The organism is Stenotrophomonas sp. 71799_Sma, assembly GCF_056482505.1.
In genome coordinates this window covers 3,858,702-3,877,022 of sequence record NZ_CM151202.1, presented here as the reverse complement: position 1 = coordinate 3,877,022, position 18,321 = coordinate 3,858,702, and the positions used below count along the sequence as shown (strand labels likewise).

The following is an 18,321-nucleotide window of genomic DNA, read 5'->3' as shown; positions in this document are numbered from 1 at the left end:
TCTCCGCGCCATCAATCCGGGCTGGGCCGATTGCCGTTTTCCAACTGACGCAGCGAGGCTCCCGGACGAAGCTGCCCGCATGTTCGCTGATTCGTCAGCACATGCCAGCAGCCATGGGTTCCAGGCTGCCGTGGGTTCTTCCCGCGTAACCCGCCAGTCCGTATCGCATCAAGTCTGCGGACGCGCGTCCCCGTGACGCCGATGCTTTTTATCCACCACGTGCGGGAGCTGCCATCCCGTGAGGGACAAGGCCTCGCTTTTCCAAGGAGCCTACCCATGTCCCACAAAGCCTCTTTCGGCCAGTTGGCCTTGACCTATTGCGGCAAGTTCCTGCCGCTCGAAGTCCTGCAAAGCGCCGCCGGCCACTACATCGGCACGCGCGATACCGAAGGTCCCGTTTCGCGGGAATCGCACGAGTACTTCCGCAGCCATGCGGCGGCTCAACGTGCCCTCGAAAGAGGCGGCTGGTCCCAGCTCGCCATTCCCTGATCCAACTGGAGGAATCACGCCATGAATCAACTGCTGCCGCAGGAAGTCGTCGATCAGATCATGCGGGAAGAGCAGCATTTCGCTGCCGCGCCCCAAGCCTTCTTCGAGGCATGGAAGCGTGGTGCCGAGATCGCTGGCCCCGAATGGTTCGGCGACGGCACCCGTGAAGGTCTGAACCAGGCCAAGAGCAAGTGGGATCTGCGTCCCAACATGCTGCTGCTCAATGATGCCCTCGGCGTCCTGAGCAGCGGCGAACGCATGTTCCTGTCCGCCATGGTCAGCTTCTACAACGCGCGCGAGGGCGGTGCCATGCTCAAGCGCTGCCACTTCGACGGGCTGTCGGACTTCGACGGCCTCGATCTGCAACGCCGCAAGGTCATCGCCGACTTGATGGTGAACTACAGCGGCTGGTGAGCCCGTTTCGGGCACACCCCCGTCTTTTCGTTCCCCACGAGGGACATGCGTCCACACGGCCATGTCCCTCGATTTCCTTTCCGTAGCCCAGCGTAAAGCGGCTGAATCAAAGCCAACGATCAGCGCCGACTGACGCATTTTCCCTTTTCAACCCACTGGGTCCAATTCCCGGTGGCGGGAATTGGCTCCATTATTCAATCTGGAGCGTTCCCATGTCTCAGAATCCCAATCCCTTTGTTCGCGGCTACTGGAACTTGAAAATCGTCCGCACGCTGTCCATCAGCTACGAGGACGGAAGCCCGCATGTCTGGCGAAATATCCACCCGAGCCAGCAACATCTTTCCGACCAGGAACTGATTTCATCTTCCTGCATCGTCACCAGCGATTTCGCGGTGGTCACGAACGGCTCTGAACCTATAAGCGCCGAGGTGCTGGCCGAATGCGATGCCGATGAGGGCGTTAACGGCGAAGGCGTGATCGGTGCCGTGGTCTATGCCATTCATGGCGAGGACTTCGACGATCGCCTGATCCACGTCGGTGACAGCTATTCGGTCGAGGCCGCGCGGGAAATCGTGCAGCGCCTGAGTTTCGAGACCGGCTACTACAGCCGCTGCTGGGAAATCAGCAGCGCGCACATCAGCCAGGAAACCGGCCAGTACCTCGCCAATCTGGCGGACCTCGCCACGCCGGAGGCCTTTTTGTTCATCGCCTTTCGGGTTCCGTACAGCCCGGCGATCGGCGTCAAGCTGATCTCAACGCCCTGGACGGACCAGAACCTGGAGCACGCCGATGGCATCACCGCCGAGCAGCTTCGGCAGGAGCACCGCAGCAAGGGCATGCCAGACGACCTGGCGAACATCCTGGAACTGGCTGGCCAGGCCGATGTGCGCATCCTCATCCTCGACGCCGACGCGCCCGTGTTGCCGGGCTTGCCGCTGGCCGAGTCCTAGCAAACACACCACGAGCCCACCTTCCTCTTTGCCCTCCATGCCAGCCCGTCTCCTTTCTAGGAGCCGGGCTGGTCCAATTTCATAGGAGCACTTTATGTTCCCCGACCTCATCTCGCCCGCACGCGACTTCGAGCATCAGCTTGGAGCCTGCGTCAACGCCATGGGCCAGGACGACGCCATCGGCCAGATCCTGGTATTCGAGCGCTTGAGTGGCACGCTGCACATGCGCCATATCGCCAGCGCCGATCTGGCCGACACCGACATTGACGACTACGAAATGGTCGTTTTCGACGGTGGCAACACCGGCGGCGACACGTGGAAGCACGTGTTCTTTCCACGTCAGCGCGAACACTACTTCGTGTACCAAGCCTGACCACCCAGCCCCTTTCGAGGGGCCTTTTCTTGTCCCGGCGCAGGAAAGCGGGTGCGGCGCGGTGCGGTTTGCTGAGCGCAGGCCGCTCACTCAAGGGCCATCCTTACCCCATGTTCGTCGGCGTTGCCGACACATGCCCAGGCAGCCAAGACCTTCAAGGCTGCAAGCGCGGGAAACCGTGCTGGTTGTTTCTTCCTACGGACGCATCGCGCCCATTCACCCACAAGGGACCTCTCCCTTGCGGGCGGGAATCCCTTGTTCTTCCTCAAGGAGATTCACATGGATCGCTCTCTCATCAAGACCCTGATGCCTTCGCTGGTCGCAGGCCATGTGCCGCGCAACGTGCGATCGTTCAAGTACCGCGTGTTCGATGATCAACCACAGTCCTCGACACTGGGCTTCGTCATTGATCCCCAGCCCTTCGACGGCAAGGTGGTAGCAGCCAGCAAAGACGCCATCGTCGTCAAGCTCAAGCCCAGCGAGTTCGCGGTACTCGATCCCAACCTGGTGACCACCGTTCCCAGCGAGGGCACCAAGGTGCATGTCCAACCCTATGCCCGTCGCCGTTTCGACGGCCTGCGTGCGGACACGCCAGAAGAGCGCACCGAGATGATGTCCGACGGCACTCCCTACACCGTCAAGACACACATCCTCGGCTCCGCGCCGGCCAAGCTGCCCATTCCCGAGCCGCAGTGCATGGAACTGGGTCAGCTCATCGAGCAGTTGGAGGAAATGCCGGCGCCCGACAGGTTCCGGCGCATCACCCACATGCTGGTCGATGCGGGCGCCCACGACTTCACCTGGGTCGATCCGAAGCCGTCCAGGATCATCGAAACGCCCCCGGCGATCAGTTTCACGGTTTCGACCGCGAAGTTCGCCGGCCAGGTGACGATCCTCTACCAGCGCGGCAGCGATACCTATGCGGTGGAGCTGCGCCGCGACGGCGAGTTGGTCGATCGGCACGACGAGGTGTACTTCGACATGCTCGGCGAAGTGCTGGAGCGGCTCATCGACGACGGACGCTGGCGTCTGATCGATGTGAGCGTGATCGGCGCGGAGACGTCCCGACGGCGCCGCGCTGTACCTGCGTGACACCACGAAAAAAACCAGGCGACATGCCCCCACAGGCTCTCCCTCCATTCGGAAGGAGGGCCTTTTTTCTGCCTGGGAGATTCATCAAAGGGAATCGCCCGGATGCCGATTGATGGCTGCCTCGCGCGCGAGGCGAGGCCATGCTGAGCCCATGCCTGCTGACGTTGTCAGCGACATGCCAGGCAACCATCGGTCTTCGAGGTTGCGGCGCAGCTCCCACTGCGTGACCGAGCCAGCTCGCACCGCATCCATCCGCGAGCGGCCACCAGTCTCTGGTGGTGGATGCTTTCGCCTTATCAACCCATCGCGGGGTTACGCACCTTTCCCCGCAGCGTGGGACTGGCGTGTCTCCGCTTCATCCCTATGGAGATTCACCATGAGCACCACGTCCAACGAGAAATCGTATTTCGACCTCCACACCTCGGGCATCGGTTACATCCAGCGTGTCCGTGAAGTGCCTGTTCGGGGCGGCCGCCGTGCGCAGCCTTTTCTGGCATGCACCATCGCCGCGCTGGTCGGTTCCGCAAAGGACCCCAGCTATCGCTATTTCGATGTCAAGGTCTCGGGTGCCGAGGCCAAGAAGCTGGTCGAGCGCTGCATCGGCGTTGACGATCCCAAGCAGCGCCCGCTGGTGCGCTTTCGCCTCGGCGACCTGTGGGGCGATGCGTACATCCGCGACAAGGGCGAGCAGAAAGGCCAAGCCGCCGCGTCCCTCAAGGCGCGACTGCTCAAGGCCGAGCCACTTGACCGAGCCGAACTGGCTTCGATCAGGCATCACGAGCTGATCACCCGCGGCATCGGCTACCTCAGCCGTCCGAAGGACGTCACGCCCAAAGATGGCGACCCGTTCCTCTCTTGCACCGTCGCCGCGCTGGCCGGGCCTGTCGATGAACCGGAGTATCGGTACTTCGACACCATCGTTACCACCCCTGAAGCCGAGCATCTGGTTCGCCGGTGCGTGCAGGCCATCGAAGGGGACTGCAAGGTGCTGATCGCCTTCCGTCTCAACGACATGAAGATCGATCCGTACATCCGCACCAAGGGTGAACGCGCTGGGGAACCGGCCGCAAGCCTGGAATCGACGCTGATCCACATCGGCCTGATCAAGATCGACGGCACCAAGGTCTATCCGACGAGCCCCGCGCAAGCCGAGACGCCGCCAGCCCAGGACGCATCCGCGTCCGAAGCCGAGGACGCCGGCCCCGCTGCCGATCAGCCTGCCGAGCCCGCCGAGCGCGAGCCCGAAGGTGAAGTCGAGAAGCAGGAGCCGGCATTGGCTGATTCGTTCTGATCGGCAAGGCCCTCGCGGGCCTTGTCGTTTTCCCAATCGCTAAGGAGAACCATCATGGCAGCCACATCGGCATCCGATAAATCGGTTTCGCCCATTGTCGTCCCCGGCCAACTCACGCTGCGCACCATTCGCGGCAAGAACGGCCCCTTCACCGTCGGTCGCCTCGCCACGCACCTCGGTACGTTCGAGGTCAAGGACCCGGAGCTGGAGCAATACCCCGAAGGCAAGTACGACGGGGAGTTCATCATCAGGTACATCTTCCCGAAGTCCTACCCGGTCGGTGGTGGCATGCGTTTCGAAATCCGCGCCAGTCTGGACGGAATGACGCTCTACGACATCGACAAACTGAGCCGTGACGAGGCACGCAGCTTCGCCACTCAGGACCTCGATCCACTTGATGAAGAGCTGGGCGAACAGCCTGCGGTAACGCCGGCCAAACCAGCCAAACCAGCCAAAACGTCCAGGCCCGCCAAGCCCGCACCTGTGCAGGCATCCGCAGACCCGCTGGTCGATACCACCCCCTTTGGTGTGGATGCGCCGACGCCCGCTACGGCGACTGCCTCCGGCAGTACCGAAGAGGGCGATGCCGCGCTGTTCGGCCTGCTGTGGCCGCTGGATGAGTCCGTGAAACTGGATTCGACCATCGACCGCCGCACCCTGCGCGCGCAGATCGCTCGCTTGAGCGAACTGGGTTATGCGCTGGACTTCAAGACGCAAGAGTGGAGCCGCCAGGCCGAACTGCAACCCGCGTAGTACGGAACGCTGCATCTGCGGTGTTCCTCACCCACCCGCCGGGGGCCTTCCCCTCGGGGGAAGCCTCCGGCTTCATTTCTCCCGGAGGCCTCTCATGGGCTGGTATTTCTCCCCCCAATCGCGGTCTGAACTGATCGCGGAACTGATCACACCGCAAGAGACCGAGCGCACCAGCGTGAAGGTCATCGCCCACGCACTGCGTGGCAACGTCCTCTGGTCTGTTACGCAAGTGACGGCCAAAGCCGACGGCGTACATCGTGATCTCGCGCCAGGTCAGTCCCTGCGCTATATCCGCTGCGATCTGCTGCAACGCAGCGGCGGCCAGTGGGGCTACAAGCCGCTGGACGAATCCATGCACCCGTACTACTACTCGTGCCCGCTGTCCTATCTGGATCTCGCACCGGAGCAATCCGCCGACTGGCGTGCAGGCGTTCGCGCCTACCACGCGCAGAGGCGCATACCCAAAGCAGCCCCGGCTACGACGCTGACGGCCTGAGCCAGGGCGTTTGCCCTACCACCCCAAGGGGCAGCACTTGCCCCAGCGGCGCTGCTGTTCCCGCTTATCCGAGGACACCACTATGCCCGCAAACCCTTCTTCCACCACGCTGTATCGCATCGACGAATGCCCGGACGTGATGGCCGACGCTTGCGTCGGCGATGACCAGGGCAATCTGATCTTCCTGTCGATCTGGGCGCGGGACACCGCCGTCCAGCAGTTCCTTGCTCGCCTGACCCTCGGGCGTGACGAGCAAGGCCTGGAGCAGTTCCACGTCATCACCGACCAGGGCGGCAGCGTCCCGGTGTTCGTCGGCAACGTCGATCGCCTGGAAAAGCGCATGACCCGCGCCTACCGGCGAACGCTGTTCGGTTCGCTGTCCAACGTGTGGCTGTTCGATCGGCGCTGCGTCAAGCCCGACAAGGCCAACGCCAGCGCACTGGCATTGCTGCCCCGCGATAGCGACCACCGGCTTGACCGCCTGTGGACGTTGGTGCAGGACACCTGCCCACTGCCATTGCTCGACCACTGGCGCGAAACCGTGCTGGAACTGCTGCAAAGCCGCGAGATGCTGACCCGCCTGCCGTTCGCCCTCGGGCCTTTGGTGGGCCATCGGCTCGCCATCGACGTGCCGGCGCTGACCCAGGCGCTCGGCTCGCTGATCCGCAGTGACGTGCTCACCGCCTATCCCTATCCGGCCAAGATTTGGACGCCGGAAACGGTAGCGGCTTGACCCACCTGCGCAGGCACGCCAAGGCGTGCCTGCGCCAATCATCCCCGCCAACCAGGAGACTTCCATGGCTCTCATGTTCCCGCGGCTCGCCCGCAATTTCGTGAAAAACGGGTACTTCCCGACCGACGAACCCACGCTCGAAAGAGCGCTCAACGCATTGATGCCCAGTAACTCTGAATCCAATGGGCCGATGTGCATCCTCGATCCCTGCGCCGGCGAAGGCGTGGCAATCGCTGAAGCGGCTCATGCCCTGGGGCGCGAGCATGCCAAGGCGTTCGCCGTCGAGTTCGACGCAGAGCGGGCGCGCCATGCCCGTGGTCTGGTCGATCACTGTCTGCACGCGGACCTGATGGACACGATGATCTCCAAGCAGTCCTTCGGTCTGCTCTGGCTCAATCCGCCGTATGGCGACCTGTCCAAGGACGTCAACGGCAACATTGGCTATCAAGGTCAGGGCCGAGCCCGCCTCGAAAAGCTGTTCTACCAGCGCACGCTGCCCCTGTTGCAGTACGGCGGCGTGCTGGTCTTCATCGTCCCCGGCTACGTGCTCGATGCCGAGCTGGTCGGCTGGCTGACACGCCACTACACCGACCTGCGGATCTATCGAGCGGTGGAAACGCAGTTTAAGCAGGTGGTGATCTTCGGGCGACGGGTGCGTCAGCGTGAGCAGACACCCGATGCCGTCAAGGCCGTGCGCAGTCTGTTGCTGCAGATTGGGCTTGGCGAAATCGAAGCCGAGGAGCTGCCGAGCGAATGGCCGTTCCTGCCGTACATCGTCCCCGCCAGCCCGGCGGAGCCGGGGCATTTCTTCCGCGTGACGATGGAGCCGGAGCAGTTCGCCGATGAGGTTGGCAGACTGCAAGGCCTCTGGCCGTCGCGGGATACGCAGTTGGGGGCCGCGCAGCAGACGCTACGTCCACCGGCGCGGGCCTTGTCCCACTGGCATCTCGCCCTGGCTCTGGCCGCAGGCGCGATCTCGGGAGTCGTGCAATCCAAGACGGGGCGCGTGCTCGTCGTCAAAGGTGACACCCACAAGGACAAGACGCTCCAGCGGGAATTCACCGAGCGCGAAGACGGCTCGATCGCCGAGACGCGCATCCTCACCGACAAGTTTGTTCCCGTCATCCGCGCGTGGGACATGACGCCTGATTCCCCGACACGGGGCGAGGTGTTGACCATTCGCTGATTGTTTTTCACCGCCGACGGTTCGCCGTCGATTTTTCCACCTACCGGGGTCCAGTCGCCCCGATGGGGTGCCGTGGCCCCTCCATATCCAGGAGCCTTCCATGGCAGCCCAAGCACTTTCCATCAGCCAAACACCGAGCCTGCGCTTCTCGCCAGGCCAGGTGGTCATGACCTGCGGCGTCGATGACCTGGTCCGACAGGGCCGGCTCAACCCGACTCCCTACCTGCGTCGCCACCTCGGCGGCGATTGGGGCGACCTCGACGACAGCGACAGGCGGCAGAACGATGCCGCGCTGAAGTCCGGCGAGGATCGTCTGTTTTCTTCTTACGAGGTCACACCCGGCCTGAAGATTTGGATCATCACCGAATGGGATCGCAGCGTCACCACGCTGTTGCTGCCCAACGAGTACTGACCGCGAGTTGTCACCGCAGGCCAAGGAGTGCCTGTACTGTCCAACCACCGACGGTTCGCCGTCTCTCTTCCCACCACGGGGCATGTCATCGCCCCGCTGGGGTGGTGCATGCCCCATTCTTTTTATGGAGCATCACCATGCCCGTTGATCTCGACACCACCGCCAGCAATGCAGCGCCCGTACCGGGCGAACTGCTCGAAGCGGAATCATCCCCTCTGACCCTGAGCCTTCAGGATTTTGTCGGCGAGTTCGGCGACGAACTGCTTGATTCTCTCAACCGCGCCAACCCGCCGGTCTATACCGGCCAAGCGCAAGCACAGCGGCAACTCGTCGTTGCCAGCCTCAAGCGCAAGCTGTTCCAGGCCCAGGCCGACGTTGTCCATGCTGCCGCCGAGCTGCTGGTCGATCAAGGCGAACGCGCTGCGATCGTCAATGGCGAAATGGGCTGCGGCAAAACGACCGTCGGCATCGCCACGGCCGCGGTGCTCAACGCCGAAGGCTACCGCCGCACGCTGGTACTTTCGCCTCCCCACCTGGTCTACAAGTGGCGGCGCGAGATCCAGGAGACGGTGGCCGGCGCCAAGGTCTGGGTGCTCAATGGCCCGGATACGCTGGTCAAGCTCATCAAGCTGCGCGAGCAGTTGGGTGTGCAGCCCACGGGCCAGGAGTTTTTCGTCCTGGGGCGCGTGCGGATGCGGATGGGGTTCCACTGGAAGCCGGTCTTCACCCAGCGGCGCACCCGCCACGGCGACGTGGCAGCATGCCCGAACTGCGGCACGGTCATTACGGACCTCGACGGCGAACCGGTCAACCCGATCTCGCTCGAAGCCGAGGAGTCCCGCAGGAAGTGCAGCCACTGCGCCGCGCCCCTGTGGACGCTGATCCGCCCGCGTAGTCTGTCCGGCAGTGACCAGTCCTCTGTCGTCCTCAAAGCCTTGAAGCGCATCCCGACCATCGGGGAAGTCACCGCGCAGAAGTTGATGCAGAAGTTTGGTGACGGCTTCCTGGCCTCGATGCTGGGTGACAACATCCACGAGTTCATCAACCTGATGGACGGCAATGGCGAGCTGGTGTTTTCCGACCGTCAGGCCACGCGCATGGAACGTGCGATGGCCAACATGGAGTTTGGCTTTGGCGAGGGCGGCTACCAACCGTCCGAGTTCATCAAACGCTACCTGCCGCAAGGCACGTTCGACCTGCTCATCGCCGACGAGGCGCACGAGTACAAGAACGGTGGCAGTGCCCAGGGCCAGGCCATGGGCGTGCTGGCGGCGAAGGCTCGCAAGACCTTGCTGCTGACCGGCACGCTGATGGGCGGCTACGGCGATGATCTGTTCTACCTGCTGTTCCGGGCACTGCCAGGGCGGATGATCGAAGACGGCTACCGCCCGACCACGAGCGGCAGCATGACCTCGGCTGCGATGGCGTTCATGCGCGATCACGGCGTCCTCAAGGACATCTACTCCGAGAGCGCCGGCACGGCGCACAAGACGGCCAAGGGCACCAAGGTATCGGTGCGCACGGTCAAGGCTCCCGGCTTCGGCCCGAAAGGGGTCTTGCGTTGCATCCTGCCGTTCACCATATTTCTCAAGCTCAAGGACATCGGTGGCAACGTCCTGCCACCGTATGACGAGGAGTTTCGTGAAGTCCAGATGGACGTGGCGCAAGCTGCGGCCTACCGCGATTTGGCGGGTCGGCTGACCGCAGAGCTGAAACAGGCTCTGGCGCGACGCGATACGACCTTGCTGGGGGTGGTGCTCAACGTGCTGCTGGCCTGGCCGGATTGCTGCTTCCGGTCGGAGACCGTGGTGCATCCACGCACGCGCAACACCTTGGCGTTTGTCCCGGCTCAGTTCAATGAGTTCGAGATCAGCCCCAAGGAGCGTGAGCTGATCGAGATCTGCAGGCAGGAGAAGACACAGGGCCGCAAGGTTCTGGCCTACACGGTCTATACCGGCACGCGCGATACCACGTCGCGCCTGAAGGGGCTGCTGGAGCAGGAAGGCTTCAAGGTGGCGGTGCTGCGCGCAAGCGTGGATGCCAGCCGCAGAGAAGACTGGATCGCCGAGCAACTGGACCGTGGCATCGACGTGCTCGTCACCAATCCCGAGCTGGTCAAGACGGGGCTGGACCTGCTGGAGTTCCCGACGATTGTGTTCATGCAAAGTGGCTACAACGTGTACTCGCTCCAACAGGCAGCACGCCGCTCCTGGCGCATCGGGCAGAAGCAACCCGTGCGCGTGATCTACCTCGGCTATGCCGGTTCCTCGCAGATGACCTGCCTGGAACTGATGGCCAAGAAGATCATGGTCTCGCAGTCCACCTCGGGCGATGTGCCCGAATCGGGGCTGGATGTCCTGAACCAGGACGGTGATTCCGTCGAAGTGGCGCTGGCCCGGCAATTGGTCACCGCCTGATTTCCACGCCACAAGCCGGCCTAGCGCCGCCGGCTTTCTGTTCTTCCCACCTTGCAGCCCCGTCCGCGTTCTTCGTGGGCGGGGCTGCGTTTTTCTCTCATTCCAAAGTGTTCCCGTGAAGGCCGAGCGCTTGCCCAAGGCAGCAAACCGGGCACCACCCAGTTCGCATTCCTGGCTGACCGCACGGCATCGCGCCGCCAATGTATCGGCATCGCAACAGAAGAGCCGATGCCATGCCCGCCATCCATGTATCCCGGCGTCTGGTCGGCGCTGGTCTCCTGGCCGCTGCCCTGGCCAGCGGCTGCGCCACCACGACCGCGCCACTGGCACCAGACGCCATAGAGGAAATCGCCTCCGTTCCCCAACCCGAGGCACCCGAGTTCATTCCCGTCGTGCGCTATGGCCGCTACACGCTGGTTGAGCTGGCACCCTCGGCAGCGCAGCGTGACTTGCTGTTGCAGACCATCGATGTGTCCATGCCGGAGGATGCCCGTGCCACGGTGGGCGATGGCCTGCGGCATGTGCTCAAACGCAGTGGTTACCAGCTTTGCGAGATGGCCCACGCCGTGACCGAGTTGTATGCGCTGCCGCTGCCGGCGGCGCACCTGCATCTTGGCCCCATGACCTTGCGCGATGCGCTGCTTACCCTGGCTGGCCCGGCCTGGGAACTGCACGCGAATGACCGGGCACGGCAGATTTGCTTTGAGCAGGCTGGAGGCAGTGCGACCGCCGAGCACGAACACGAACCGCCTGCTGCCGAGGCGGTGCAGACGTTTCCGCTGATGCCTTCGGTTTCGGGAGGCCAGCCATGAATGCCGCGCAGTCTCCCCGTCGCCCGATCACCGCCATGATGTTGCAGAGCCTGATGTGGCTCTGGCTGATCGGCCTCAGCGTTTTCGTCGCTCTCGGCTACCAGGCGGTGAACGAGCAGGTCGACCAGGAGCTGCTTAATTCCCGCCTGCAACGTCTCGAAGCGCAGGCGGTAGGTCTGGCCGAGGCCATTGAGGCCATCCAGCAGCGTCCAACCGTCGCAACGGCGGCAGACCTTAAAGACACCCGCGAACTCCTGGAAGCACGCGCTGCCCAGGTCGAGACAACGCTGAGCGGCTATGCCGCTGCTGACGACCTTCAGGCGCTGCGCACGGAGGTCGAGCAAATCAAGACGCGCCAGACCGTTGCGCGCACCGCAGCACCCGCTCAGCCGCGCACACCGCGCAGGCCTAACGCCAAGCCGGAACCGCTGCCACTGCCGTTCCGCATCGTCGGCGCCGAACTTCGCGCCGGCCAGCGCAGCCTGTCCGTCGCGCCGAGCAGCGGGGACTTCACGCCCGACCAGCTTGAGGTACTGCTGCCCGGCGATTCGCTCGGCCCATGGCGCTTTCAGGCGGTCGAGGGCAACTCCGCCGTGTTTCAGGCCGGCGACCAGACCCGTCGCGTGGCGATCCCTTGAGCTGAGGACATGACATGAAGCCTGCCATTATCCTTTCCGCGCTTCTGCTGGTGTCTGCCCAGTTGTCCGCTTGGGCGCAGCAACCGACCACGGCCCCCGCCGGCAATGCCCAGAGCCAGGAGCGTCCGCTGGTCACTCGCGCCTTGGACGACCGGGTGGCAAGCGACTGGGGCTTGCAACCGCAGGAGTGGGCGCGCTATCGCGAACTGATGGATGGGCCGCTGGGTATCTACTCACCCAACCTGGACCCGCTGTCCGCCCTGGGCATCGAGGCGCGCACCGACGAGGAACGGCTCCGCTACGCAGAGCTGCAGGTACAGATCGAGGCACGCCGTGTCGAGAAGCTGCTCGCCTACCAGCGTGCCTACGACGAGGCCTGGCAGCGCCTGAATCCCGGCATGCAGCGGGTGAACCTGCCTGACGACAAGCCCGACACCGGCACAAGCGCCAATCCCTTGCGCGGTTCAGGCCGCACGGCAGTGTTCATCAAGGACGGCTGCGCGGCCTGCGGGCAGCTCGTGCAGCGCCTGCAATCCTCTGGTACCGAGTTCGACCTGTACATGGTCGGCAGCCGCCAGGACGACACACGTATCCGCGACTGGGCCAAGCGGGCGAACGTCGATCCGGCGCGCGTGCGCAGCGGTGGCATCACGCTCAACCATGATGGCGGGCGGTGGCTGTCGCTGAGCTTGCCCGGAGACCTTCCTGCGGTCGTGCGCGAGGTGAACGGTCAATGGCAGCGCCAGCCATAGTGGCCACCTCCGTTTCGCAGTGCTTGCGCGCACTGGTGATCGCGGCGGGCCTGTGCGCCTGCGCCGCCCATGCCCAGGAGCTTCCGCCACCGGCTTACCAGCTTGCCGCACAGCGCGCAGGCATCCCCTCGACGGTGCTCTACGCCGTAGCCTTGCAAGAGAGCGGCATCCGACGCAATGGACGCATCGTCCCGTGGCCGTGGTCGCTCAACGTCGCTGGCCAGTCGCGTCGTTACGCAACACGCGCCGACGCCTGCGCCGGTTTGCAGCAGGCGATGCGCGCCACGCCGCACACGCGCATCGACGCGGGCCTTGGCCAGATCAACCTCGGCTACCACCAACAGCGCTACGCCAGCGCGTGCGACCTGCTCGACCCGTACCGCAATCTTTCCATCGCCGCTGAAATCCTGAAAGAGCAGCACACCACTGGCGAGGACTGGTTGCTGGCAATCGGTCGCTACCACCGTCCTGCGGGCGGAGAACCTGCCGCCCGTTACAGGCGGAGCGTGTCGCGCCACCTTGCCCGTGTGCAGGGCACGCACCCAACCACCGCGGCCCTCGCTGCGCGCCAGGAGACATCCCCATGACGAACCTCCCTCTGAGCAACTTCACGCTGAAGGGTCTGCTCGTGCTGCTGGCGGCTCTGCCGCTGGCCTCGCGTGCCGGCGAGCCGCTGATCGTGGTCGAAGACCGTGGCGGCGCGTCGGCGCTGCCGTACTACGAGGCTCTGAACCTTCAGCCGCGCGCCGATGCGCCGGCCCGACCGCCCATCCCAATGCTCCCGGTGCCCGCCACGCCCATGGACGAGGCCGCGATGTTGCCGGTGCGCAGTGCCAAGCTCACACCTGGCACCGTCGCGCGGCGGGTGATAGAGGCGCCGGGCCTGCGGCCCTTTGTGGTCATCGGCGACGACGAGGCGTCCCGCGCCTGGCTTCGTCGTCAGGCGGCCTCGCTGCGCCAGCGCGGCGCGGTGGGCCTGGTGGTTAACGTCGAGACCGTGCAGGGCCTGGCACGGCTGCGCGCCCTGGTGCCGGGCGTAGCCCTCGCGCCTGTGGCCGGTGACGACCTGGCCGAGCGCCTGGCTCTGCGACATTACCCGGTGCTGATCACAGCCACCGGCATCGAGCAATGAAGCCATGTCGGGGAAACAGCCGGTCGAGGTTTTGCTGCGCCCAGCGGTGGAGTTCTATACCGTCGCGGCGTGTGCAGGCGCCGCGTTTCTGTCCCTGGTGGCCCCGTGGTCGCTCGCGCTGAGTCCGGCCATGGGCGTCGGCAGTGCGCTGGCGTTCTGCGCCTACGGTGCCATCCGCTACCGCGATGCCCGCGTCATCCTGCGCTACCGGCGCAACATTCGCCGCTTGCCGCGCTACGTGATGACCAGCAAGGACGTACCGGTCAGCCAGCAGCGTCTGTTCGTGGGGCGCGGGTTTCTGTGGGAGCAGAAACACACCCATCGGCTCATGCAGACGTACCGACCGGAATTTCGCCGCTACGTCGAGTTGACGCCGGCCTACCGGCTGGCGCGCAGGCTGGAGGAACGGCTGGAGTTCGCGCCGTTCCCGCTGTCTCGGCTGCCCGCGCTCACGGGCTGGGATGTGTCTTTCAACCCGGTGCGCCCGCTGCCGCCTGTGGGCGGCCTGCCGCGCCTGCACGGCATCGAACCCGATGAGGTGGACGTCAGCCTGCCGCTGGGTGAGCGCGTCGGGCATTCGCTGGTGCTGGGCACCACGCGCGTGGGCAAGACGCGGTTGGCCGAGTTGTTTGTGACCCAGGACATTCGGCGCAAGAACGCCGACGGCGAGCACGAGGTCGTCATCGTCATAGACCCCAAGGGCGATGCCGATCTTTTGAAGCGGGTGTACGTCGAGGCCAAACGCGCGGGTCGTGAGGGTGAGTTCTATGTCTTCCATTTGGGCTGGCCCGACATTTCCGCGCGCTACAACGCTGTGGGCCGCTTTGGGCGCATCAGCGAGGTGGCCACCCGTGTTGCAGGGCAGCTCTCCGGGGAAGGCAACAGCGCGGCATTTCGCGAGTTTGCGTGGCGCTTCGTCAATATCATCGCCCGCGCCCTGGTGGAACTGGGCCAGCGCCCGGACTACATGCTGATCCAGCGCCACGTCATCAACATCGACGCGCTGTTCATCGAGTACGCCCAGCACTACTTCGCCAAGACCGAGCCCAAGGCCTGGGAGGTGATCGTCCAGATCGAGGCCAAGCTCAACGAGAAGAACATCCCGCGCAACATGATTGGGCGCGAGAAGCGCGTGGTGGCGCTGGAGCAGTACCTCTCCCAGGCCCGTAACTATGACCCGGTGCTCGACGGCCTGCGCTCGGCGGTTCGCTACGACAAGACGTATTTCGACAAGATCGTCGCATCGCTGCTGCCGCTGCTGGAGAAACTCACCAGCGGGAAGATTTCCCAGCTTCTGGCGCCGAACTATTCCGACCTGGCCGACCCCCGCCCGATCTTCGATTGGATGCAGGTCATCCGAAAGCGCGCCGTCGTCTATGTGGGCCTGGACGCGCTATCCGATGCCGAGGTCGCCGCAGCGGTCGGCAACTCGATGTTCAGCGATCTCGTTTCGGTGGCAGGCCATATCTACAAGCACGGGATCGATGACGGCCTGCCGGGCGCATCGGCTGGCACGCGCGTGCCGATCAACGTCCACGCGGATGAATTCAATGAACTCATGGGTGACGAGTTCGTGCCGCTGATCAACAAAGGCGGCGGCGCCGGTCTGCAAGTCACCGCGTACACCCAGACCCTTTCGGACATCGAGGCTCGCATCGGCAACCGCGCGAAGGCCGGTCAGGTGATCGGCAACTTCAACAACCTGTTCATGCTGCGCGTGCGCGAGACGGCCACCGCTGAACTGCTGACCCGGCAATTGCCGAAGGTCGAGGTCTATACGACCACCATCGTCTCCGGCGCGACCGACAGCTCCGACATCCGCGGGGCGACGGATTTCACCAGCAACACGCAGGACCGCATCAGCATGTCCAGCGTGCCGATGATCGAGCCGTCGCACGTCGTCGCCTTACCCAAGGGTCAGTGTTTCGCGTTGTTGCAGGGCGGCCAGCTTTGGAAGGTTCGCATGCCGCTGCCGGCACCGGACCCCGATGAGGTCATGCCGCAGGATCTGCAACAACTCGCGGGCTACATGCGCCAGAGCTACAGTGAGGCCACGCAGTGGTGGGAGTTCACCAGTTCCCCGGTCTTGCAGGACACGGCCTTGCCCGATGACCTGCTCGATGAGGTGGCCACCGCCGACGCTCCTGCCTCCGGCACGGGCGATATGGCCAGAGACGAGGCCGCACCATGAGCGATGCCGCCGGCACCACACGAAGGGAGCAAGGCCGCCGCCAGGGTCTGGTCATCGGCACGATCACGCTGCCTTTTCGGCTGCTTGGGGTACTGATCGGCTCGCTGCTGTTCTCCATCGTCATGGAGTGCGTGGGCATGCACTTGTTCTGGAAGGATCAAAGCTGGCGGCACTCCCAGCAGATGCTGCAGTACGAGCTGGGGCACCTGTCTAGCCATTTCACGCGCAGCGTGATCGTGCAGGAGCCGGGGCGCACAGCGCACGAGTTGGTAGATACCGGCTACGAATGGGTGTTCGTGCGTTCGGGGCTGCTGGAGCGCATGAGCCAGACCGCCGAGCGCGCCCGTGCGTCGAGCCAGGGCCAGACGCGCAACTTCCGCTATTTCATCAGCCAAGTCTATGTTTGGACCGAGAGCTACCTGATTGCGGCAGCGTTCACGACGCTGACCTTTCTCGTGCGTCTGTTGGTCCTGGTGCTCACCCTGCCACTGATCTTCACGGCGGCATTCGTAGGTCTGATCGATGGCCTGGTGCGCCGTGACGTGCGGCGCTTCGGCGCGGGCCGGGAATCCGGCTTCATCTACCACCGCGCAAAGGCGAGCCTGATGCCGCTGGCCGTGCTGCCTTGGGTGACGTACCTGGCGCTGCCGGTATCGGTGCATCCGCTGCTGATCCTGCTGCCGAGCACCGCCTTGCTTGGACTGGGTATATCCCTGACTGCGGGGAGCTTCAAAAAGTACCTCTAGCTATATTGTGCTGAACGCCCCGTCATCATCTGGACCACCATAACGCTGTAGTCGCACTGCGCACTCAATCAATACGATCCGTGCGAGGTAGGCTGCATACTGCCGCTCTGCCGCGAATGATTCCAGTCTGTCGTAGTGCGTGCCATGCAGTATCTGCGATCGACCATGGTCATAGATGTCCTTGACCAATTGCTTCAGCGTGCGAGGACGGTTGCCTCGTATTACCTGCGTGTCGTCACTCGTTCCGGTCAGATGCACGACCATTTTACAGATACCGCCGTTCCTGCCGCCGCAGCTCAGTACATCCAGGCAGGTTCCGAGCTTCGCCAACGCTATAGCATCGCTTAACTCACGGTTTCCTTCGCCGAACCAATCCAGCGCAGTAGCCCATCGATTGGCAAGCTTGGGATGCGGGTGACTCGATGGATCAAGCAGCCCATCAAGGATCGCCGCGAATGCCGGAAGAATAGATGTCATGTCATCCAACGCTTGCCTTACTCGTTCAGGAGGTTGCGAAGGAATCCGCTTCCCGAGCGAGCTTCCAGGCAACCACAGAAACCCTTTGGTTTCGACCAGGCGATCGCTACCCGCAGGCGGTAGGCGCTCGTCTTGAAGCGCCTGTTGCAGGAAGCACTCGGGGGCTCCAAAGCCCAGAGAGATAGCGTCAAGCGCTGTCTTGCCAACCAATCTCGCCAGCTTGCGTGAGAATTCACGCTCATAGCCACGGACTGTTACCTTGACCAAGGCTGGACATCCGACTATCGCACTGTAGACGGCGTTGGCCAGCCCTTCGATGGAGGAGCCATCATTGGCCTTCTGCAAGGCATCCTTGAGAATTTCCTTCCAGCGGTGGTTCGCCTCTGGTTGGTTCAGATAGTGATCCTTTCCCTGCTGAGGGAAATCTACAGAATCTATCCAGTCCGACCTATTCAAGAATGTCACCGGGCCGAGGGAGAACGGAGACTTCCTCTCCATGCCCAGGGTCCAGGCAGGGAAATAGTGCGTGTGTTCGTTGGTGATGCTTGCGAGTCGTTCCTCGATAAGCAATTTCAGTTTGGGAAGCAGCCCGCCCTGATCGCATTCATCAAACCCCGAAAGCTCACCCGAGGCGTGCATATCGGCAACGGCTTGGCGGGCAATTTTCTGAAAGGCCTCGGGTTCGATCTTCACTGAGTTCAGAGTCCGATTCTGATGGAGGGTGCTGGAGAACTGCCCAAGCGCCTCTCTTGCCTTCTTGGTGAAGTACCGCTGCATACCGTTCTCAGCGGTGATGAAATCAGGAATGCCGGCCTCTTCGGACCATGGAGTGGCCCCCTTGTGCACGCGATCTAACTCATCCACCAGAGCTTTCAGCTCGGTCTTTAGCCCCATAAATTCCTCCTCGATCTACTTCTGACCGCAGGATAGCCCAGGCTGACACCAACAGCCTCGGCATCCATCAATC

General features: G+C 63.5%; 20 protein-coding genes. 19 read left to right on the top strand and 1 reads right to left on the bottom strand.

Annotation, left to right across the window (positions count from 1 at the left end; translation table 11 throughout):
- Positions 1-276: 276 nt before the first annotated feature.
- From ACZK4Z_RS18000 to ACZK4Z_RS17910, 19 genes are all read left to right on the top strand, one after another.
- Positions 277-489, top strand: a complete 213-nt coding sequence (locus ACZK4Z_RS18000; protein WP_003158617.1) for a hypothetical protein — start codon at positions 277-279, stop codon at positions 487-489.
- 21 nt (positions 490-510) lie between these two features.
- On the top strand, positions 511-903 hold the full coding sequence (locus ACZK4Z_RS17995) for a hypothetical protein (protein WP_003158618.1): 393 nt from the start codon (positions 511-513) through the stop codon (positions 901-903).
- Between the two features lie 212 nt (positions 904-1,115).
- A complete protein-coding gene (locus ACZK4Z_RS17990) occupies positions 1,116-1,853 on the top strand; it encodes a DUF5983 family protein (RefSeq protein WP_003158619.1) in 738 nt (245 codons plus the stop codon).
- A 94-nt stretch (positions 1,854-1,947) separates the two neighbouring features.
- The gene (locus ACZK4Z_RS17985) at positions 1,948-2,226 is read left to right on the top strand and encodes a hypothetical protein (protein WP_003158620.1); all 279 of its coding nucleotides are present in this window, start codon (positions 1,948-1,950) and stop codon (positions 2,224-2,226) included.
- A gap of 279 nt (positions 2,227-2,505) precedes the next feature.
- Positions 2,506-3,318: a hypothetical protein gene (locus ACZK4Z_RS17980; RefSeq protein WP_003158621.1), complete on the top strand. Its 813-nt coding sequence runs from the start codon at positions 2,506-2,508 to the stop codon at positions 3,316-3,318.
- 376 nt (positions 3,319-3,694) lie between these two features.
- Positions 3,695-4,609, top strand: a complete 915-nt coding sequence (locus ACZK4Z_RS17975; protein ID WP_003158622.1) for a DUF3577 domain-containing protein — start codon at positions 3,695-3,697, stop codon at positions 4,607-4,609.
- A gap of 54 nt (positions 4,610-4,663) precedes the next feature.
- The gene (locus ACZK4Z_RS17970) at positions 4,664-5,362 is read left to right on the top strand and encodes a DUF3275 family protein (protein ID WP_003158623.1); all 699 of its coding nucleotides are present in this window, start codon (positions 4,664-4,666) and stop codon (positions 5,360-5,362) included.
- A 94-nt stretch (positions 5,363-5,456) separates the two neighbouring features.
- The gene (locus tag ACZK4Z_RS17965; protein ID WP_003158624.1) at positions 5,457-5,858 is read left to right on the top strand and encodes a hypothetical protein; all 402 of its coding nucleotides are present in this window, start codon (positions 5,457-5,459) and stop codon (positions 5,856-5,858) included.
- An 82-nt stretch (positions 5,859-5,940) separates the two neighbouring features.
- Positions 5,941-6,591, top strand: coding sequence for a hypothetical protein (locus tag ACZK4Z_RS17960; RefSeq protein WP_003158625.1), 651 nt, complete (start codon positions 5,941-5,943; stop codon positions 6,589-6,591).
- Positions 6,592-6,655: 64 nt separating this feature from the next.
- Positions 6,656-7,777 carry a DUF6094 domain-containing protein gene (locus ACZK4Z_RS17955; RefSeq protein WP_003158626.1) on the top strand — a complete coding sequence of 374 codons (1,122 nt, stop codon included), beginning with the start codon at positions 6,656-6,658 and terminating at the stop codon, positions 7,775-7,777.
- Positions 7,778-7,877: 100 nt separating this feature from the next.
- Positions 7,878-8,189 (top strand): hypothetical protein, encoded by a 312-nt coding sequence (locus ACZK4Z_RS17950; RefSeq protein ID WP_003158627.1) that lies wholly within the window; start codon positions 7,878-7,880, stop codon positions 8,187-8,189.
- A gap of 137 nt (positions 8,190-8,326) precedes the next feature.
- Positions 8,327-10,606 (top strand): helicase-related protein, encoded by a 2,280-nt coding sequence (locus tag ACZK4Z_RS17945; RefSeq protein ID WP_003158628.1) that lies wholly within the window; start codon positions 8,327-8,329, stop codon positions 10,604-10,606.
- Between the two features lie 233 nt (positions 10,607-10,839).
- On the top strand, positions 10,840-11,418 hold the full coding sequence (gene pilL2 / locus ACZK4Z_RS17940) for a PFGI-1 class ICE element type IV pilus protein PilL2 (RefSeq protein WP_003158629.1): 579 nt from the start codon (positions 10,840-10,842) through the stop codon (positions 11,416-11,418).
- Positions 11,415-12,056, top strand: coding sequence for a hypothetical protein (locus tag ACZK4Z_RS17935; RefSeq protein ID WP_003158630.1), 642 nt, complete (start codon positions 11,415-11,417; stop codon positions 12,054-12,056). Before pilL2 ends, ACZK4Z_RS17935 begins: the two co-directional genes overlap by 4 nt.
- A 14-nt stretch (positions 12,057-12,070) precedes the next feature.
- Complete coding sequence (locus tag ACZK4Z_RS17930; RefSeq protein WP_003158631.1) at positions 12,071-12,808, top strand: TIGR03759 family integrating conjugative element protein; 738 nt, start codon at positions 12,071-12,073, stop codon at positions 12,806-12,808.
- Positions 12,790-13,395 carry a transglycosylase SLT domain-containing protein gene (locus tag ACZK4Z_RS17925; protein ID WP_003158632.1) on the top strand — a complete coding sequence of 202 codons (606 nt, stop codon included), beginning with the start codon at positions 12,790-12,792 and terminating at the stop codon, positions 13,393-13,395. Before ACZK4Z_RS17930 ends, ACZK4Z_RS17925 begins: the two co-directional genes overlap by 19 nt.
- On the top strand, positions 13,392-13,940 hold the full coding sequence (locus tag ACZK4Z_RS17920) for an integrating conjugative element protein (RefSeq protein ID WP_003158633.1): 549 nt from the start codon (positions 13,392-13,394) through the stop codon (positions 13,938-13,940). The genes ACZK4Z_RS17925 and ACZK4Z_RS17920 overlap by 4 nt, the downstream gene beginning before the upstream one ends.
- Positions 13,941-13,944: 4 nt before the next feature.
- Positions 13,945-16,131 carry a type IV conjugative transfer system coupling protein TraD gene (traD, locus tag ACZK4Z_RS17915; RefSeq protein WP_003158634.1) on the top strand — a complete coding sequence of 729 codons (2,187 nt, stop codon included), beginning with the start codon at positions 13,945-13,947 and terminating at the stop codon, positions 16,129-16,131.
- Positions 16,128-16,877: a TIGR03747 family integrating conjugative element membrane protein gene (locus tag ACZK4Z_RS17910; RefSeq protein WP_003158635.1), complete on the top strand. Its 750-nt coding sequence runs from the start codon at positions 16,128-16,130 to the stop codon at positions 16,875-16,877. The genes traD and ACZK4Z_RS17910 overlap by 4 nt, the downstream gene beginning before the upstream one ends.
- On the opposite strand, the gene ACZK4Z_RS17905 is transcribed toward ACZK4Z_RS17910, so the two are convergent.
- A complete protein-coding gene (locus tag ACZK4Z_RS17905; RefSeq protein ID WP_003158636.1) occupies positions 16,878-18,248 on the bottom strand; it encodes a hypothetical protein in 1,371 nt (456 codons plus the stop codon).
- Positions 18,249-18,321 lie beyond the last annotated feature (73 nt).

Bases quoted from the DNA above. Each gene is read 5' to 3' on its own strand.
- pilL2 (WP_003158629.1), top strand. From the start codon at position 10,840: ATGCCCGCCATCCATGTATCCCGGCGTCTGGTCGGCGCTGGTCTCCTG.
- ACZK4Z_RS17920 (WP_003158633.1), top strand. From the start codon at position 13,392: ATGACGAACCTCCCTCTGAGCAACTTCACGCTGAAGGGTCTGCTCGTG.
- ACZK4Z_RS17970 (WP_003158623.1), top strand. From the start codon at position 4,664: ATGGCAGCCACATCGGCATCCGATAAATCGGTTTCGCCCATTGTCGTC.
- ACZK4Z_RS17955 (WP_003158626.1), top strand. From the start codon at position 6,656: ATGGCTCTCATGTTCCCGCGGCTCGCCCGCAATTTCGTGAAAAACGGG.
- ACZK4Z_RS17950 (WP_003158627.1), top strand. From the start codon at position 7,878: ATGGCAGCCCAAGCACTTTCCATCAGCCAAACACCGAGCCTGCGCTTC.
- ACZK4Z_RS17975 (WP_003158622.1), top strand. From the start codon at position 3,695: ATGAGCACCACGTCCAACGAGAAATCGTATTTCGACCTCCACACCTCG.
- ACZK4Z_RS18000 (WP_003158617.1), top strand. From the start codon at position 277: ATGTCCCACAAAGCCTCTTTCGGCCAGTTGGCCTTGACCTATTGCGGC.
- ACZK4Z_RS17910 (WP_003158635.1), top strand. From the start codon at position 16,128: ATGAGCGATGCCGCCGGCACCACACGAAGGGAGCAAGGCCGCCGCCAG.
- ACZK4Z_RS17945 (WP_003158628.1), top strand. From the start codon at position 8,327: ATGCCCGTTGATCTCGACACCACCGCCAGCAATGCAGCGCCCGTACCG.
- ACZK4Z_RS17965 (WP_003158624.1), top strand. From the start codon at position 5,457: ATGGGCTGGTATTTCTCCCCCCAATCGCGGTCTGAACTGATCGCGGAA.
- ACZK4Z_RS17935 (WP_003158630.1), top strand. From the start codon at position 11,415: ATGAATGCCGCGCAGTCTCCCCGTCGCCCGATCACCGCCATGATGTTG.
- ACZK4Z_RS17980 (WP_003158621.1), top strand. From the start codon at position 2,506: ATGGATCGCTCTCTCATCAAGACCCTGATGCCTTCGCTGGTCGCAGGC.
- traD (WP_003158634.1), top strand. From the start codon at position 13,945: ATGTCGGGGAAACAGCCGGTCGAGGTTTTGCTGCGCCCAGCGGTGGAG.
- ACZK4Z_RS17990 (WP_003158619.1), top strand. From the start codon at position 1,116: ATGTCTCAGAATCCCAATCCCTTTGTTCGCGGCTACTGGAACTTGAAA.
- ACZK4Z_RS17960 (WP_003158625.1), top strand. From the start codon at position 5,941: ATGCCCGCAAACCCTTCTTCCACCACGCTGTATCGCATCGACGAATGC.
- ACZK4Z_RS17985 (WP_003158620.1), top strand. From the start codon at position 1,948: ATGTTCCCCGACCTCATCTCGCCCGCACGCGACTTCGAGCATCAGCTT.
- ACZK4Z_RS17905 (WP_003158636.1), bottom strand. From the start codon at position 18,248: ATGGGGCTAAAGACCGAGCTGAAAGCTCTGGTGGATGAGTTAGATCGC.
- ACZK4Z_RS17925 (WP_003158632.1), top strand. From the start codon at position 12,790: ATGGCAGCGCCAGCCATAGTGGCCACCTCCGTTTCGCAGTGCTTGCGC.
- ACZK4Z_RS17930 (WP_003158631.1), top strand. From the start codon at position 12,071: ATGAAGCCTGCCATTATCCTTTCCGCGCTTCTGCTGGTGTCTGCCCAG.
- ACZK4Z_RS17995 (WP_003158618.1), top strand. From the start codon at position 511: ATGAATCAACTGCTGCCGCAGGAAGTCGTCGATCAGATCATGCGGGAA.